Annotated in this window: 16 protein-coding genes; 3 read left to right on the forward strand and 13 right to left on the reverse strand. The window is 68.0% G+C overall.

Annotated elements, in window-relative coordinates; genetic code table 11:
- The 6 genes from Y704_RS20355 to Y704_RS20370 form a co-directional block, all read right to left on the reverse strand.
- Nucleotides 1–580, reverse strand: a 580-nt coding sequence (locus Y704_RS20355) for a pyrroline-5-carboxylate reductase family protein (protein ID WP_035772304.1), incomplete at its 3' end; no start/stop codon positions are given.
- 259 nt (nt 581–839) lie between these two features.
- On the reverse strand, nt 840–1,637 hold the full coding sequence (locus tag Y704_RS0110045) for a sugar phosphate isomerase/epimerase family protein (protein ID WP_026550027.1): 798 nt from the start codon (nt 1,635–1,637) through the stop codon (nt 840–842).
- A gap of 1 nt (nt 1,638) precedes the next feature.
- Nucleotides 1,639–2,652 (reverse strand): Ppx/GppA phosphatase family protein, encoded by a 1,014-nt coding sequence (locus Y704_RS20360; RefSeq protein WP_035772305.1) that lies wholly within the window; start codon nt 2,650–2,652, stop codon nt 1,639–1,641.
- A gap of 61 nt (nt 2,653–2,713) precedes the next feature.
- Nucleotides 2,714–5,467, reverse strand: coding sequence for a type I DNA topoisomerase (topA, locus tag Y704_RS0110055; RefSeq protein WP_026550028.1), 2,754 nt, complete (start codon nt 5,465–5,467; stop codon nt 2,714–2,716).
- Nucleotides 5,468–5,584: 117 nt separating this feature from the next.
- Nucleotides 5,585–7,198: a DUF7059 domain-containing protein gene (locus Y704_RS20365; protein ID WP_035772306.1), complete on the reverse strand. Its 1,614-nt coding sequence runs from the start codon at nt 7,196–7,198 to the stop codon at nt 5,585–5,587.
- Nucleotides 7,195–8,121, reverse strand: a complete 927-nt coding sequence (locus tag Y704_RS20370) for an oxygen-dependent tRNA uridine(34) hydroxylase TrhO (RefSeq protein ID WP_051476903.1) — start codon at nt 8,119–8,121, stop codon at nt 7,195–7,197. Before Y704_RS20370 ends, Y704_RS20365 begins: the two co-directional genes overlap by 4 nt.
- An 84-nt stretch (nt 8,122–8,205) precedes the next feature.
- Here Y704_RS20370 and Y704_RS0110070 point away from each other — a divergent pair, with 84 nt between their 5' ends.
- The 3 genes from Y704_RS0110070 to Y704_RS0110080 all read left to right on the forward strand — a co-directional run bounded on the left by Y704_RS0110070 (nt 8,206) and on the right by Y704_RS0110080 (nt 11,612).
- On the forward strand, nt 8,206–8,856 hold the full coding sequence (locus Y704_RS0110070; RefSeq protein WP_026550029.1) for a GNAT family N-acetyltransferase: 651 nt from the start codon (nt 8,206–8,208) through the stop codon (nt 8,854–8,856).
- A gap of 48 nt (nt 8,857–8,904) precedes the next feature.
- Entirely contained in the window at nt 8,905–11,250 is a 2,346-nt protein-coding gene (locus Y704_RS0110075; protein WP_026550030.1) for a DEAD/DEAH box helicase, read from the forward strand.
- Between the two features lie 68 nt (nt 11,251–11,318).
- Complete coding sequence (locus Y704_RS0110080; RefSeq protein ID WP_026550031.1) at nt 11,319–11,612, forward strand: DUF503 domain-containing protein; 294 nt, start codon at nt 11,319–11,321, stop codon at nt 11,610–11,612.
- On the opposite strand, the gene Y704_RS20375 is transcribed toward Y704_RS0110080, so the two are convergent.
- The 7 genes from Y704_RS20375 to ssd all read right to left on the reverse strand — a co-directional run bounded on the left by Y704_RS20375 (nt 11,599) and on the right by ssd (nt 16,649).
- Nucleotides 11,599–12,093 (reverse strand): Rv3654c family TadE-like protein, encoded by a 495-nt coding sequence (locus Y704_RS20375; protein WP_081747545.1) that lies wholly within the window; start codon nt 12,091–12,093, stop codon nt 11,599–11,601. The genes Y704_RS0110080 and Y704_RS20375 overlap by 14 nt on opposite strands.
- On the reverse strand, nt 12,086–12,406 hold the full coding sequence (locus Y704_RS0110090) for a TadE family type IV pilus minor pilin (protein WP_253904286.1): 321 nt from the start codon (nt 12,404–12,406) through the stop codon (nt 12,086–12,088). Before Y704_RS0110090 ends, Y704_RS20375 begins: the two co-directional genes overlap by 8 nt.
- A 53-nt stretch (nt 12,407–12,459) precedes the next feature.
- Nucleotides 12,460–12,783: a DUF4244 domain-containing protein gene (locus Y704_RS25660; RefSeq protein WP_343212836.1), complete on the reverse strand. Its 324-nt coding sequence runs from the start codon at nt 12,781–12,783 to the stop codon at nt 12,460–12,462.
- Between the two features lie 132 nt (nt 12,784–12,915).
- Nucleotides 12,916–13,482: a type II secretion system F family protein gene (locus Y704_RS0110100; protein ID WP_035772308.1), complete on the reverse strand. Its 567-nt coding sequence runs from the start codon at nt 13,480–13,482 to the stop codon at nt 12,916–12,918.
- Nucleotides 13,482–14,285: a type II secretion system F family protein gene (locus Y704_RS25565; RefSeq protein WP_026550034.1), complete on the reverse strand. Its 804-nt coding sequence runs from the start codon at nt 14,283–14,285 to the stop codon at nt 13,482–13,484. Before Y704_RS25565 ends, Y704_RS0110100 begins: the two co-directional genes overlap by 1 nt.
- On the reverse strand, nt 14,282–15,418 hold the full coding sequence (locus Y704_RS0110110; protein ID WP_035772321.1) for a TadA family conjugal transfer-associated ATPase: 1,137 nt from the start codon (nt 15,416–15,418) through the stop codon (nt 14,282–14,284). Before Y704_RS0110110 ends, Y704_RS25565 begins: the two co-directional genes overlap by 4 nt.
- A 127-nt stretch (nt 15,419–15,545) precedes the next feature.
- Complete coding sequence (gene ssd / locus Y704_RS20380) at nt 15,546–16,649, reverse strand: septum site-determining protein Ssd (RefSeq protein WP_081747547.1); 1,104 nt, start codon at nt 16,647–16,649, stop codon at nt 15,546–15,548.
- Nucleotides 16,650–16,852: the final 203 nt, after the last annotated feature.

Below are 16,852 nucleotides of genomic sequence, written 5' to 3' on the forward strand. Positions count from 1 at the left end.
TGGCCTCGGCGAGGTAGAACGCGTAGGCGGGCCCCGAGCCGCTGACTGCCGACACGGCGTCGATCTGCTGCTCGGGAACCTCCACCACCGTTCCGGCTGTACCGAGAAGTTCTCGGGCGCGGTCCATCAGTTCGGGGCGGGCATGGGTTCCGGCCGAGATCGAGAGCACGCCCCTGCCCAGGCGTGAGGGCGTGTTGGGCATGGAACGAATGACCGGCTGTCCGCTGTTCAGTGCATCCTCGATCAGGTCGATCGGCACGGCAGCTGCCACGCTGATCACCAGCGCGGAGGGCTTGAGCGCCGGGGCGATCTCAGCCGCCATGGCCACCACACCCACCGGTTTCACGCCGATCACGACGACGTCGGCCTCAGCCACCGCTGCCCTGTTGGCTTGCCCGTCCCCGGCTGTGGCGAGCACGGTGATTCCGTGGCGCTCCCGCAGCTCTGCCGCCCGGTCCGCCCGGCGGACGGTCGCCGTGACCGAGGATCTGTCCAGTCCGGCCGCGAGCAGCCCGCCGAGGATCGCCTCGTTCATGGAGCCGCACCCGAGGAAAGTAACGTGCTGGGGCGAATTCGTCATATGCCCATCCTGTCACGTGGCCTTCCCAGCATTCTCCCAGCGTTTGTCCTGTTGCATCACAAGTCAGGAACGTAGTGTCGTAACTACCTCATAAAGGTGCGAGTGATGAGGACCGGATTTTCCTGATCCGGTCCGGCGTCGGCGGTGACAGGTGATTCCCCCAACACCTGGAAGCCTCCGACGCCATTCCCGTTTAACCGCGTGTCGCCGCCGACCCTCAATACTGCATCCCTGGCGCCATATCCCCGCGCCGCAGGCCTCAGTGGTTCAGGTGCCCCCGAGCGAAGGCGAGGGTGTCCGCGAGCCACTGCTCCCGCTCCCCTGCCGCACGTGCCTTGCGGGTGCTGACCTCGACCGCCACCACGCCCTTCCATTCCGACGCCGCGAGGAACGCCAGGGCCTCCGCGCAGCGCTGCTGCCCCTGCCCCGGCAGGAGATGTTCATCCCTGCCGTTCGGGGTTCCGTCAGTGAGGTGCACATGGGCAAGCCTGCTGCCGAGTCCGCGCATCTCCTCGTAGGAGTCCATTCCCGCGATGGCCGCGTGGGAAAAGTCCCAGGTGACGGCGTCGTAAGGCTCCGGAACAGGGTTCCAGTGCGGCAGGTAGGCTTTGGCCTCGCGGCCACGGACCTTCCACGGGTACATGTTCTCGACGGCGATCTCCACACCGTATTCGGCCGAGACCCGCTGAATCCCCTCCGCGAACTCCTCGGCGTAGCCCGTCTGCCAACGGAACGGCGGGTGGGTCACCACGGTACCGGCACCCACCTCAGCCGCCATGGCCGCCGACATCTCGATCTTCGTCCAGGCTTTGCCCCATACATGCTGCGTGAGCAGCAGGGTGGGTGCGTGGATGGCGACGATGGGCTGCTCGTACCGCTCGCTCAGGACATGGAGCATCTCCGGGCTCTGACTGACGTGGTTGTTCGTCACCATCACCTCGACGCCGTCGTACCCGAGGTCCTGCGCGAGGGCGAAAGCATCGTGCACGGCGAGGGGGTACACCGACGCACTCGACAACGCCACGGGGATAGCCGCTGTGCCGGGCCCGACCGCCATGTCAGCCGCTGCCCTTCAGAGCGCTCCGGGCCCGGGAGTCCAGCTGTTCATGGCCTACGCCGGCGCCAGGAAGGGGATGCTCGGCCTCGAACATCTTCGAGTCGAAGCGACGCAGCAGGAGACCCTCTCGCAGCGCCCAGGGGCAGATGTCCATCGACGGCACATCGAACAGTTCAAGGGCCGCCTCTGCCACCAGCGCACCGGCGAGTACCTGGGACGCCCGCATGTCGGATACCCCGTCGAGGTTGGCGCGGTCCCTGGCCGGCATGGCGGCGAGACGCTTGGTCCACAGTTTCAGATCCTCCAGGCGGAGTTCGCGCCGTACGAAAGGCCCCGCAGCCGAGGGTTCGGCTCCTGCGATGCGGGCGAGTGCCCGGAAGGTCTTCGAGCTTCCTGCCACCAGGTCCGGACGCCCGAGCGGCTCGAACTGCCGGACCGCGTCCTTGAGGGTGGCCCGGATGTACTTGCGGACCTCCTTGACGCTCTTGGCCGACGGAGGATCCTCCGGAAGCCAGTTCCGCGTCAGCCGCCCGGCACCCAGTGGCACCGAGAGGGCGAGCTGGGGGAGCTCATCGGTGCCCATCGCCATTTCGAACGAGCCGCCGCCGATATCCAGGTTCAGGATGGACCCCGCCCCCCAGCCGTACCAGCGCCGCACCGCCTGGAAGGTGACCGAGGCCTCCTGGTCCCCGGACAGCTCCTGGAGGTCCACGCCGGCCTCCGTCTGCACCCGCGCCAGCACTGCTGCCCCGTTGGCGGCCTCGCGGATGGCGGAGGTGCAGAACGCGAGGAAGTCCTCGGCGTCGTGCTGCCGCGCGAACGCGCGGGCCTCGCGCACGAAGCCCACCAATTCATCCTGTCCGCGGTCCGTGATGCTGCCCCGAGCATCAAGGTGCGCGACGAGTTGCAGCGGCCTTTTGTGGGACGCGAAGGGAACCGGCCGCGCCCCGGGGTGGGCATCCACCAGAAGCAGATGCACGGTGTTCGAACCGATATCGAGCACGCCTAGCCGCATGTTTCGGGCACCTTCCAACCACTCATTCGAAATATTTCCCCTCGAGAATTCGAGAGTACGCCTACTTGCCGGCGGGCACCTTGCGCTTCGCAGGGGCACGCCGGGTGGTCTTCTTGGGGGCCGGGCCCTTCGCGCGCTTCTCGGCCAGCATGTCGATGGCCTGTTCCCGCGTCAGTTCCTCGATGGCCATCGAACCGGGCACCGTGATGTTGGTGACGCCGTCGGTGATGTACGCACCGAACCGCCCGTCCTTGACCACGATCGGTTTTTCGGTCTCCGGGTCATCCCCGAATTCCGCAAGGGGCGGCGTGACGGCCCTGCCGCCGCGCTGCTTCGGCTGGGCATAGATCTCCAGCGCCTGCCCGAGGGTGATCGTGAAAATCTCCTCCTCGGATCCGATCGACCGGGAATCGCTGCCCTTTTTCAGGTAGGGCCCGAACCGGCCGTTCTGCACCGTGATTTCCTTGGCCTCGGCGTCCTCGCCGAGCACCCGTGGGAGGTTCATCAGCTTCAGCGCCTCCTCGAGGGTGACGGTGTCCACCGACATGGTCTTGAACAGGGATCCGGTGCGCGGCTTGACCTTCACCGGCTTCTTCGGCGGCTTGGGCTTGCCGTTCTTGTAGTACTCGACAGGCTGGTTGGCGAGGTCCTCGGCACTGGGCTCCGGGATGAGCTCGATCACGTAGGGCCCGTAGCGTCCCTCCCGTGCCACGATCGCACGCCCCGTTTCGGGGTCGTTCCCCAGCACGCGCTCCTGCGACACCGGGGTTTCCATCAGTTCGATCGCCTTCTCGGCGGTCAACTCGTCAGGGGCGAGGTCCTCGGGAACGTTGGCGCGCTGCGGCTCGGTGCCCTCCGGAGCGTCATCGGGCAGGGGCTTCTCAAGGTAGGGACCGAACTTGCCCACGCGCAGCGTGATGCCGTCGGCGATTTCGATCGAGTTGATGCGCCGCGCGTCGATCTCCCCGAGGTCATTGACGATGGTGTGGAGGCCGGTTTCCTTCCGGTCGCCGTAGTAGAAGGAGGTGAGCCATTCGACGCGCTTGGCCTCGCCGCGGGAAATGCGGTCAAGGTCCTCCTCGAGCTCGGCGGTGAAATCGTAGTCGACGTAGTCGCGGAAGTGCTCCTCGAGCAGCCGGATGACCGAGAACGCGATCCAGCTGGGCACGAGCGCCTGACCGCGCGAGCGGACGTATCCGCGGTCCATGATCGTGGACATCGTCGCCGCGTAGGTCGAGGGGCGGCCGATCCCGCGTTCGTCCAGGACCTTCACCAGGGAGGCCTCGGTGTAGCGCGGGGGCGGTGATGTCTCGTGGCCGATGGCCTCGATGGAGGTTGCGCCCAGCGGGTCGTCCTTGGCGACATTCGGAAGGCGGGTGCCCTGGCCGGCGTCGCCGTCGGTGTCGGTGTCCTGGTCGCGGTCGGCGTCGCGCCCCTCCTCGTAGGCGGCGAGGAAGCCGCGGAACGTGATGACGGTGCCGGAAGCGGCGAACTCGGCGTCGCGGCCGTCGGTGCTCTGCGCGCCGAGGCGCAGCGAAGCCGTCGACCCCTTCGCGTCGGCCATCTGGGACGCCACGGTGCGCTTCCAGATCAGCTCGTAGAGCCTGAACTCATCGCCGCGCAGGGACTGCGCAACCTGGGCCGGGGTGCGGAAGGAGTCGCCGGCCGGGCGGATGGCTTCGTGCGCTTCCTGCGCGTTCTTGGCCTTGCCCTTGTAGACGCGGGGCGCCCCGGGCACGTACTCGGGCCCGTACAGTGCCGACGCCTGCCGACGCGCTGCATTGACGGCCTGGTCCGACAGCGCCGAGGAGTCGGTACGCATGTACGTGATGTAGCCGTTCTCATACAGCCGCTGTGCCACCTGCATGGTGACCTTCGAGGAGAAGCGCAGCTTGCGGGCCGCTTCCTGCTGCAGGGTCGACGTCGTGAACGGGGCCGCCGGACGGCGGGTGTACGGCTTCGTCTCGACGGAACGGATGGCAAAGGGCGCAGTCTCGAGCCCCGCCGCGAGGGAACGGGCGGATTCCTCGTCCAGCCGTGCCGTTCCCGCCACCTTCAACCCGCCGCGGTCGGTGAAGTCCTTGCCCGTGGCGATGCGGCTGCCGTCGACGGCGACCAGCTTCGCCGGAAAGGCCGAACCCTTCGACTCGTCAACGGGAGCGAACGTGCCCGTCAGGTCCCAGTACGACGCCGACCGGAACGCCATGCGCTCCCGCTCACGCTCGACGACAAGGCGGGTCGCCACCGACTGCACCCGGCCTGCGGACAGTCCGCGGGCCACCTTGCGCCAGAGAACGGGGGAGATCTCGTAGCCGTAGAGGCGGTCCAGGATGCGGCGGGTCTCCTGTGCGTCGACCATGGGGATGTCGACGTCGCGCAGTTCCCCCATGGCCCGGGTCACGGCCTCCTTGGTGATCTCCCCGAACGTGAGCCGGAAGACGGGAACCTTGGGCTTGAGGACCTGCAGGAGGTGCCAGGCGATGGCTTCACCCTCGCGGTCATTATCCGTTGCGAGGTAGAGCTCGTCCGCACCTTTCAGTGCCGACTTGAGCTCGGCGACGGTCTTCCGCTTCTCCGGGGACACCACGTAGTACGGCTCGAAGTCATGCTCGATATCGACGGCGAACTTGCCGACAGAGGATTTCTTCAGCTCGGCGGGGAGGTCCGAGGGCTGCGGGAGATCCCGGATATGTCCCATGGAAGCCGCAACCTGGAAACCCTCGCCGAGATAGCCCGAGATGCTCTTGATCTTGCTCGGGGACTCAACGATGACGAGTTTCTTGCCGTGCTTCTTATCCGTGGCCTTAGTGGGCACTTCTCTCCTAGGTACGGGTGGAGTGCCCCAGCGCTTCGACGGTCTCCGGACGGAGTACCGCAGCTGGGGCCTCACCAGTATGCGTCATGCGTACCTGCACTAGGGTAGCCGCTTTGGTTAGGGCGCCGGAATCAGGAATCCCTCGATCACCAGTTGCTCCACCCCCGCGAGCAGGCTCGGAACGAATCCGTCCTCGGAGCGCTGCAGCAGCGCTCCGACCGCTCCGGCGATCTGGCCGGCGGTCAGCTCGCCGTCACAGGCCGAGACGAAACCTGCCAGTTCGGTGCTCAGGAGCGTAGTGCGGCGGAGGCCCCCGCCCTGGCGCAGGAGGATCACTCCGGGATGCTCGGCACCCGGGCGCTGGTGCCGCTCCTCGGTCACGTCGTCGGCCACGAGAAGGTACCGGGCTCCAAGGCCCGCGCCGCTCGTGCCACCCAGCGCCGCCGTCCAGTCCCAGCGCTCGACCGCGGCGCCCAGGTTCGGGCCGAGCGGCTGCTCCACCTCATGGGTCACCTCCTCGAACCGGTGGACGGTGCGCGGGCGGCCGACCGCCGGCCGGCGGAGCCACACCATCCCGAAACCGATCCCTTCGACACTGCGGGAGCCGAAATCCGTGAGGTACTCCCGGTAACGCTCCAGATAGGACTCCGGCTCGCGGTCCTCGGCGGCGTCCCGCAGCCAGGTTTCGGCGTACTGCACTGGGGAGAGCTGCTCGCGCTGGATCACCCAGGCGTCGACGTCGTCCGGGAACCAGCCGCTGAGCCTGCCGTCCCAGTGCTCGCCCGACGTCACCTCCCAGTTGCCGAGCAGCTGGGCTGTGCCCCCCGGTTTTAGGATGCCCGGCAGCGCCCGGATGAGGGAGGATACGACGTCGTCCCCGGCCAGCCCGCCGTCGCGGTACGTGTACCGGCCCCCGCCGTTACGCCGCGGCGTGATGACGAAGGGCGGGTTCGACACCACGAGGTCGAAAACCTCGTCCGCAACGGGTTCCAGCATGCTGCCGAGCCGGAGGGACACGCGGCCCTCCAGGTGCGCGGGATCGATGGCCAGGGCGTCCGCGTTGAGCAGCAGGTTGAACCGGGCGAAAGCGAGCGCATGCTCCGAGATGTCGGTGGCGGTGACGTGGCGCGCGTGGGACAGCAGGTGGAACACCTGGATGCCGCAGCCCGTGCCGAGGTCGAGCGCCGTGTCGACGGGATCCCGGATGATCGACTGGGCGAGCGTGAGTGATGCGCCGCCGATTCCCAGCACATGGTCGGAGGGAAGCGCGCCCTGCCGGTGCGCCGCACCCACGTCGCTGGCCACCCAGAGGTTCCCGCTGACGTCGGACGCGTACGGGCGGAGTTCGACGGCGGCGCGCCAACCCGTCCCGGCCCGCTCGATCAGGCGCAGGTCGGTGAGCCCGGAAACCGTCAGGATGGGGAAGGCGGAACCCAGCTGGTCCTCGGTGAGTTCCTGGCCCAGCAGCCACAGCAGCACAGCAACAACGGGTGCCTGCGGCGCACGACCCGCCTCCAGCTCGGAGCGGCACCGCAGGAGTGCGGATACCGGGTGTCCTCGGCCCAGTGCCGCGGAGGCATCGAGCCCGAGCAGTGCGTCGACGCCGTCGACGGTGTACTCCGCGGCGGCGAGGTCGGCCGCGAGCGCTGCGAGCAGCTTCGGGTCCCGGCCGGCGGGGGCGGTGGGGACGTCGTCGTCGAACGTGGGCCCTGCTTCCGGCTGAGCGCTCACGCCGCACCGGCAGCGGTTGCCTCGGCTTCGTCGCTCTCGCAGCCCTGCGGGCAGCGCAGCGTCACGGGGCTGGCAGCGCAGTCGGTGCAGTAGAGGGTGAGGTTGCGGCACTGCTGGTTGGAGCAGTTCTCGAACTTGCTGGTGGGCGCCTGGCAGCGGACGCACTTGCCGATCGTCGCCGCGTCGTCACTGAATTCAAGGTGCATGCGCTTGTCGAAGACGTAGAGGGAGCCCTCCCACAGGCCCTGGTCGCCGTAGGTTTCGCCGTAGCGCACAATGCCGCCCTGAAGCTGGTAGACCTCGGTGAATCCGCGGTTGACCATGAGGCTCGAGAGCACCTCGCAGCGGATGCCGCCGGTGCAGTAGGTGACCACGGGCTTGTCCTTCAGATCGTCGTACTTGCCGGAGTCGAGTTCGGCAACGAAGTCGTGTGTCGTGGACACGTCGGGCACCACTGCGTCCTGAAAGCGCCCGATCTGCGCCTCGAATGCGTTGCGCCCGTCGAAGAAGACCACGTCCTGGCCCGTGCTCCGCTTTGCCTCGACCAGCGCGTGCAGTTCCTCCGGCTGGAGGTGCACGCCGCCGCCCACCACGCCGTCGGCGTCGACCTGCAATTCACCGGGGGCGCCGAAGGAGACGATCTCATCGCGTACCTTGACGCTGAGGCGCGGAAAGTCCTCCGCACCGCCCTCGGAGAGTTTCATATCCATCGTCCTGAACGCCGGATACCGCCGGGTGGCCTTGAGGTACTGCTTGACTGCGCCGAGCTCGCCGCCCACCGTGCCGTTGATGCCGTCCTTGGAGACAAGGATGCGGCCCCGGAGTCCGAGCCCCTCGCACAGGGTCTTCTGCCAGAGCTTGACGGCTTCCGGATCCGCGAGCGGGGTGAAGGCGTAATAGAGGACGATACGGTTCATTGACACGCATTAAAGGGTACTTTGCGCATCAAAATCGTTCCTCCGGCTCCGGGTATGTTTTTCAGCGGCCGGGCACACTATCGTTCATCCATGGGTGCAGAAGCGAGCAGTCAACTTTTTTCCACGTGGCTTGCCGGCTGGTCTGCCTGCCGCGGCTACCAGCCTCGGGTCGATGGTTCCACGATGTCGGTTCTCCTGACCGACCATGACAACAAGACCGGGCATTTCCTCTACGAGCCGTCCACCGAGGTGTTCCTGCAGGTTGCCGAGGACACGAAGGCCGATCCGACGAGGGTCCTGACGGTTGTTACCAGCCGGCTGCAGGAGCTCATAAGCGCCGTCGACCCGCTGGGGATGCGGATCACCGACCGGCGGCAGTCCCTGATGAGCGCCGACATGCAGGATCAGGACGTCGAGGATCCGCGGCTCCCTGACGACGGTTACTCGTTCGAGCGCCACAGCGATGCCGGGTGCCGGCGGGTGAGCGTGGCGTACGAGGGGCAGCATGTGGCACACGGTTCGGCGGCCGTCGTCGGTGACTATGCCGTTTTCGACCGCATCGTGACAGCTGATGAGTTCCGTCGGCGGGGACTCGCGACCTTCGTGATGCGGGCCCTGATCTCCGGAGTGCTGGAGGACGACGTCAGCACGGGACTTCTCATCACGTCCGCGGAAGGCCGAGCGCTGTACGAGTTCCTCGGCTGGAAGCACCTCACCGACGTGTTCGTCATCAGAGGATAAGCACCCGATCCTGCCGGCAACGGGCAGACCGGGTGACACAATGACGGCGTGGTACTGCAGAGTTCGCTGATAGGCCTGCTGGGCGCGGGGCCGGCTCCGGAACAGCTGTTGCATGTCCGCGAGATCCCGGCTCGGGCGGCTGTTCACGAACCGTGGCCCGCCTGGGCACACCCCGACGTCGTGGCCGCTTTCGGCGCCCGCGGCGTCCAGGAGCCGTGGCGCCACCAGGTGGTCGGAGCGAACGCCGCGCACGACGGCGCGCACACAATTGTTGCCACGGGCACCGCGTCCGGGAAATCGCTGTGCTATCAGCTTCCCGTGCTCGACGCGATTCACCGCAGCGAACTGGAGTCCCGGGCAACCCTGGCACCGACCGGCGCGGTGGCGCTGTACCTTGCGCCGACCAAAGCCCTGGCCGCTGATCAGCTGGCCGCCGTTCGCGCGCTGAAGCTCCCGACGGTGAGGGCCGAAACCTACGACGGCGACACCGACGCCGGCGCGCGCCGATGGATCCGCGACCACGCGAACCTCGTGCTCGCCAACCCTGACATGCTCCACTACGGCATCCTTCCCAACCACGCGTGGTGGGCGAGGTTCTTCCGGCGCCTGAAGTACGTCATCATCGATGAAGCGCATAGTTACCGGGGCGTCTTCGGCTCGCACGTGGCGAACCTGATGCGGCGCCTCCGGCGGATCTGCGCGAGCTACGGCGCCTCTCCCGTCTTCATCGGTGCGTCTGCCACCTCCGCCGACCCGTCGGCGTCCTTCAGCAAACTCATCGGCACCCCCGCGACTGCGGTCACCGGGGACTCCTCTCCCCACGGTTCGACGACCGTTGCGTTCTGGGAACCGCAGCTCACCGCACTCCGGGGGGAGAACGGCGCACGGTCCCGGCGTACCGTCATCGCCGAGACCTCCGACCTGCTGGCGAACCTCGTCTCCGCGCACGTTCGCACCATTGCGTTCATCAAGTCCCGGCGCGGCGCCGAGAGCATTTCGGCCACGGCACGAAGGTTGCTCGAGGAGGTTCATCCCAGCCTCCCCCAGCGGGTTGCGGCGTACCGTTCGGGTTACCTGCCGGAGGAACGCCGCGCCCTGGAGACGGCATTGCGAAGTGGCGAGCTTCTGGGCGTAGCCAGTACGTCGGCACTCGAGTTGGGTATCGACATCTCGGGCCTGGATGCCGTGCTCATCGCCGGCTGGCCGGGCACTCGGGCGTCGCTCCTCCAGCAGATCGGCCGGGCCGGGCGCTCCGGCCAGGACGCCATCGCCGCTTTCGTTGCCAGCGATGATCCGCTCGACACCTACCTGGTCCACCATCCGGAGGCGGTGTTCGACGTCGCGGTTGAAGCGACGGTGTTCGATCCTTCCAATCCGTACGTCCTCGGTCCCCACCTGTGCGCGGCTGCGGCCGAGCTTCCCCTGACCGACCCGGACCTCGACCTGTTCGGTACCTCCTCGGAAGCCCTGCTCACCCAGCTGTGCGAGCAGGGGTACCTCCGGCGTCGGCCGTCCGGCTGGTTCTGGACGCACCCACAGAGCGCTGCCGGGATGGTCAGCCTGCGGGCCGACGGTGGGGGTCCCATCAACATCGTCGAGTCCGGAACCGGTTCCGTGCTGGGAACCATGGGATCGCCGCAGAGCCACTATCAGGCACATCGGGGAGCGATCTATGTGCATCAGGGGCGCACGTATGTGGTCGAAGAGCTGAACGAAGAGGATCACTTCGCTGTCGTGAAGCGTGCCAATCCCGACTTCTACACGCAGGCACGGGACGTGACGCAGATCGAGGTCGTGGGACGGAACCGCAGTGCGGTGTGGGGCGGGGTGCTGGCGAACATCGGCGACGTCAAGGTGACCACGCAGGTGGTGTCCTTCCAGCGGAAAGCCTTCGTCTCGAATGAGATCCTGGGCGAGGAGCCCCTGGAGCTCGGAGCGCGCGACCTGTTCACCAAGAGCGTCTGGTTCGAGATTGATGTAAAACTCCTGGAGGATGCGGGCATCACCGCCGAAGAGCTTCCGGGAGCACTGCATGCTGCCGAGCACGCCGCCATCGGCTTGCTGCCGCTGGTGGCCTCGAGCGACCGCTGGGATATCGGCGGAGTGTCGACTGCCCTGCACGCCGACACGGGGCTGCCCACGATTTTCGTCTATGACGGACACCCTGGAGGAGCCGGATTCGCGGAGCGTGGCTTCGAGGCGGCACGGACCTGGCTGACGGCGACCCGGGACGCGATTGAGGCGTGCGAGTGCAGTGACGGCTGCCCGTCCTGTGTGCAGTCCCCGAAGTGCGGCAACCGCAACAATCCGCTGAGCAAAGCCGGCGCGGTGACGCTGCTCTCGCTGATCCTTGAGCAGGAGCGGGCGGGGGCGCCGCGAGCGCCGGTTGGGTAAGCGGTTGGGTTGCCCGTTCAGCCGTAGTCAGGGGATTCAGGGGATCCAGGCGATAAGAAGGGACAGTCATGTGGGTCGGCTTTGTTGAGTTCGATGTATTGCTCGGTGCTGTCCATTCGCTGAAGGGCAAGCGTTCGGTGGTACGTCCGCTGGTGTCGGATCTGCGCCGGAAGTTCGAGGTCTCCGTAGCCGAGGTCGATCATCAGGATCTGCACCGCCGAGCAGTTGTCGGGGCGGGCCTGGTGGGAGCGGACCGGCAGCACGTGGTGGACGTCCTCGACCGCGTGGAGCGGTATGTCGCGGCGCGGCCCGAGGTGGAGCTGCTCAGCGCCCGACGGCGGCTTCTCACTAGCGAGGACTAGCCCGGGGCCTGATGGATTGTGCATCCTCCGGTGGCGGACCCGCGCGCGCCGCACCGGTGGCGTCCGGCAGCAGCCGTCCTGCCGACACGGTGACGGTCACCAGGTAGGTCTCGCCGGCTGCGTCGTCGACGGCGCAGCTATCGAGCCGCGCACCCTGCATCTCCGCCATTTCCACGGCCAGCTCGCATGGTTCTCCCTCGCGTAGCCCCCGTGCGGCGTCCGCGGCTGCGAGCGCGGACAGATCCGCGGCAGTGGCTGCCCGGGAGGCGGACACCGCTCCCTGCACGAGGAGTGATGCCGCAGCGCACAGGACCAGCAGGGCAAGCCCGAACCCCGCCACGAGAACTGTTCCTGCGCCAGCTTCACGGTTCGCCCGGCGGCGTCCGGGTATCGGCTGCCGGGCGGCATGCCGCACTTTCTGCCGTTGAGTGCGGGGGCTTTCAGCCGGTAGGGGCAGGGAAATCCTTCCGTCGTCAACCATGCTCCGACCTGCCCGAGGCCGTGGCGGAGAGGGTGAGCTCGAGAAGACCGACCACCGGCCCGCGGACAGGGGCGGTGACCTCGATCGACGTCCATCCGGCATCGGTATGGAGCCTCACCGCGGCGTCGGCTCCGGCGAGGCGGCGCACCGTCGCTTCGACGGACTGCTGGGCCTCGCCCCGCAGAACTTCGCGCGCACCGGCGCGCGCTGCTTCCTCGAGGCGCAGTTGCGTCATTCCCGCCGCTGCCGCTCCAAGGAAGAGCCCGAAAACGAGCACCAGGGCGGGAAGCGCCACAGCGATCTCGGCGGTCACTGCGCCGCGGTCGCCTCCGCCGTCCGAACTTTTCCTGCCCTGGCGCATCGATGTCAGCCGAAGCTCAGGGCGGACTCAATGAGGGACATCAAAAGGCCCCTGACCTCCCCGCTCGACAGCACCGCCACCAGAAGCGCAGCGAACCCCACGGCTGCGAGAGTGGCGATCGCGTATTCGGCCGTCGCCATGCCCGCCTCCCTGGGCAGCGGCGCTCCGGAGGGCGGTCGGAGAGGCCGCGGATGAAGCTTCACCACCGGCGCGACCCGCGGGCCGCTTTCCCCGGGTGCCGCTCCTGCTGCGGGTTCCGGTTCGCCCCCACTCCCTGGGTGGCTGTGCCGGTCAAGGGTTCCGCGCGGGTTCCTGACACTCTGTGGCATTGTTCTTCCTTCCGGTAGGACCGCCGGCCAGCAGCGGTTCGGCAGTGCTGCAGCCGGTGTTCCGGTGCTGTTCCCATCCTGTCGCGCCTGGGGGACCACGGCCCGGGGCTTGCCCTCTAAGTGGATAAGAGCTCACAGGGACGGCAGGAGAGCCCACACCACCGGAAGTACCCCGAGGCACACGAAGGAAGGCAGTGCGCACAGTCCGAGTGGAACCACGAGTTTCACCCCGAGCGCCGCGGCCTTCCTCTCGACCTCGCGGTTGCGGCGGCGCCTGAGCTGGGCCGCACAGGCGTGGATGATTGCGGCCGAGGGCGCACCGGTGCCTGCTGCGAAACGGAGGGTTTCACGCAGGTCGTCGACGCAGTCCCGGCGCCCCCGTGCGGCCCCCGGACCTGCTGTCTCCCAGGCGCTCTCCCACTCTGCTCCAAGGTCGAGCGCGTCCTTCACCCTTCGGAGCCTGGCCGCCACCACAGGGTCGCATGATGCCGCCAAAATCTCGAGGGCATGGGCAACCGGCGCCCCCGCGGCCAGGATAGCTCCCGTGAGGTCGAGCATCAGCGGAGCATCAGCTATACCAGGCCGAGGATCGTCCCGGGCCGACCGCTGCAGCACGAGCGTTCCGGGCCCGCGGTGGGGGACCGAGTAAAGCAGGCATGCCGCGGCCAGGAGACCCGCAACAAGAAGTCCCGTACCCATCAGCCGGGGTTCTGCGCCGCGCTGAGGAGGCGCTTCGACCATGCTCTCGCGATGACCATCAGGATCAATCCGAGAATCAGGACGCCCACCCCGAGAGGCGATCCGAGCAGAGCTCCCAGCGGGTTGACGCCCAGAAGGTAGCCGAGGGCCAGTCCGAAAACCGGGAGCCACGTCAGGAGCGTGACGGTGGCCTTGGGCCCGGCCAGGGCGGTTTCGCGTGCAGCGTCAGCGTCGAGCTCGGAGTCGAGCTGCACCGCGTATCTCTCAAGGACGTAGGCAAGTGGTGCGCCGCTGCTTTCCGCCACGTCGAAGCAGGCCGCAAGGTCGACCCACAGCCTCGCCGCGGACGGCCTGTCCGGGTTTCCGGAACGGCGTGCTGCAGGAGCGCCGGCACCGGCCCGCAGGGCGTCGGGCACGCTCAATCCGAGCTCCGCGCTCCTTCGCGCTGACTGGATGACGGGCATGGCACCCGCGGCGAAGGGTGAACCCGAGCCTGCGGCGTCCCGGTACACCCGTTCAATGTCCTCCCACAGGTGCAGCGGCGATCTTCCCGCTCTCAACAACCCTGTCAGCTGATGGACGAACAGCGGCAACTCGTGCATCCCGATCCCCGGCGTTCGGGCCGGAAGGTGCCGGAGGACCGGCCGGAACCGGGCGCCCAGCCCTCCGTCCCGGCCTGCCCGCCCGGAAGCCTGTCCGGAGCGTCTGCCTGCCCACTCCTGCCCACGGACGTGAGCGCTCCGGGGCAGTGCAAGCACTGCGACCGCAGCGGTCAGGAGAAGTGCCACAGCGATGCCGGTCATATCGGATGACCGGCATCGGTGAGCCGCTGCTGCAGGGCGTCCCACGCCTCGCCCTTCACACACCCGTTGTCGTTGCAGCTGAGGGCTGGCCGCACCCTCAGCTGCCCCCGGTCCAGGTCCACCAGCGCGATCTGGTCGGTCCGGCGTCCCGCGGGAACCCTCAGGAGGTGAATGACTACGTCGAGCGCGGTTCCCGCCTGCAGCGCCAATGACGCTGGGCTGAGACCGGCCAAGGCCCCCAGGGCGGTGAGCCGTGCCGGAACCGCCGTGGCCGAGTTGGCGTGGACCGTCCCCCCGGCGCCGTCGTGCCCGGTGTTCATTGCCATCAATAGCTCGCGGACCTCGCCGCCGCGGCACTCGCCCACGATCAGGCGGTCGGGTCGCATCCGCAGCGCGTGCCGCACGAGTTCGGCGAGGTCCACCGCGCCTGCTCCCTCGAGGTTCCCGTGGCGTGACTGCAGTCCGACGGTATGGGGGTGTTGAGGATTCAGTTCGGCGGCGTCCTCGACAAGAACGAGCCGTTCACCGGATCCCGCCATGCCGAGGAGTGCTGAAAGGAGCGTCGTCTTCCCGGTTCCCGTGGCGCCGCTGATGAGGAAGTTCAGGCGCCCCCTGATGATGGCACGGAGGATCACCTCCATGTCGGGCTGCACCGTGCCGGAGGCCACGAGGTCCGCCAGGGAAAAGACTTTCGCCCGGCGAATCCTGATGGACAGCAATGTTCCACCGGTGGACAGCGGTGGGAGCACGGCGTGGATGCGATACCCGCCCAAGCGCACATCGACGCAGGGGCTGCCGTCGTCGAGCCGCCTTCCTCCTGCCGCGATGAGCCGCACGGCGAGCGCACGCACCTCGCTTTCGCGCTCGAAGAGCCGCGGGACCCGTCGCAGGCCTCCGGCGCCATCAACCCAGGTGTCGGTGGGTCCGTTCACCAGGATGTCGGTGATGTTCTCGTCCCCCAGTAGATGCTGCAGCGGCCCGAGTCCCTGAAGTTCCGCGCGGATGCGGTCCACAGCGTTGAGGGTGCCTTCCGAGCCGAGGAGCCGTCCGGAGGTGCGGACAGCGTCAGCGAGGCCGGCGGCAGTGACGGCGGCGGTTCCCGCCAGGACCGAGGTACGGACCTCGCTGACCATGCTGAGTCCTGCACTTGCCGTGGAGGTCTCGGTCGGCTGCATCGACGGACGGGCGCGTGCACCGGCGTCCAACCCGGCGTCCGGGCGGGGGCTGCTGCGGTTCCGCCGCCGGGGACTCTGGAAGGGGTCAGTCGTCACGGAATGCTCCGTTTTCACTGATGGCGTGAAGGATGGTCCTGCACGCTGCCCGTAGGCGCCTCCGCCGTCCGATCTCCAGCACCCGCCCGGAGGCCTCGGCAGCACCGACCCCACGAATGCGCGGCAGCAGGGGCAGGGCATGTCCAATGTCCAGGAGATCCGCGATGCTGTAGGGATCGAAGCCCGGGGACAGCGGACCGCTCACCACGGGGTGGACGGGGAGCGGGCCCAGTCTTGCCTGCGCGGCGATCGCAGCTGACACTGCCCTCAGTCTGGCCGGCACCACGAGAACGACCCGATCGCAGAACCCGAGCAGCGCGTCCCGGTCGACGGATCCAAGGTCGATGAACGCCAGTGGAAACACCTGACGTGCTGCGTCGATGACGGCCACGGTGGACGACGGTGGGGAGGTCGGGGCGGACGGTCGGGCAGGCTCCGGATGCATCGAGCCGTGGGACAGGAAGGAGAAGTGCCCGGCGGACGGCAGTGCCGATGCGAGTTGGGCCGGGTTCAGGCTGCCCCGGACCTCGCTCAGGTCGGCCCAGCGCACGCCCGGCGTCCGCTCCCCGCCGAAAGCCAGGTCGAGCCCCCCTCCGGATGGGTCCCCGTCGATGAGGACAGTGGATACTCCGCCAGCTCCCGCACAGTCGGCCAGCCAGCAACTGAGGATGCTCGCACCGGCTCCCCCGGCACTGCCGAGGACACCGACGATCGAACCCGGCCCGGCCGGATCCTGGAGTCGGCCGAGATACTCGGCGAGCCAGCCGGCGCCCTGCGGCAAAATTGCGACCCGCCCCGCATGGTGGCGCGCGGCGGCGGCCCACACGAAGTCCTCCTCCCCCGCCGCTCCGATCAGGATGACGCTTGTGCCGGCGGGCACCCGCTCGTGCGCACTTCCGGGCGTCACGAGGAGCACCGTCGGCTGGCGCTCCAGGGCCAGCCGCACAGTGTCGGTGGTGGTCAGCGGAACCCCTGCTGCCGCGCAGACACGTGCCGTTTCGTCGTGCAGTTCCTGGGAGCCGCCAACCAGCACGACAGCACCCCGGTCGGCGTCCGGCCGCACGCCCGGAGTCCAGGATCCTCTCTCAGCCATGTGTCAAGGCTGGTGCCCGCCGGCACGCCACGCCGTCGTCGTCCGGGTTAAGTGGACAACCGGCTCCTGGACCAGGAGCCGCGGCACACAGTGGAGAATGGAGCTATGTATGTTGCTGTCGCCGCACCGGCAGGCGCCGGGGCAAGCGGGGCAGCCCAGCACAACGCCGCCGCGGTATTCCAGCCGATCGACGCGGCCGGCTC

It is taken from the genome of Arthrobacter sp. Br18 (genome assembly GCF_000520555.1).
In the GTDB taxonomy this organism is placed as follows: domain Bacteria; phylum Actinomycetota; class Actinomycetes; order Actinomycetales; family Micrococcaceae; genus Arthrobacter_D.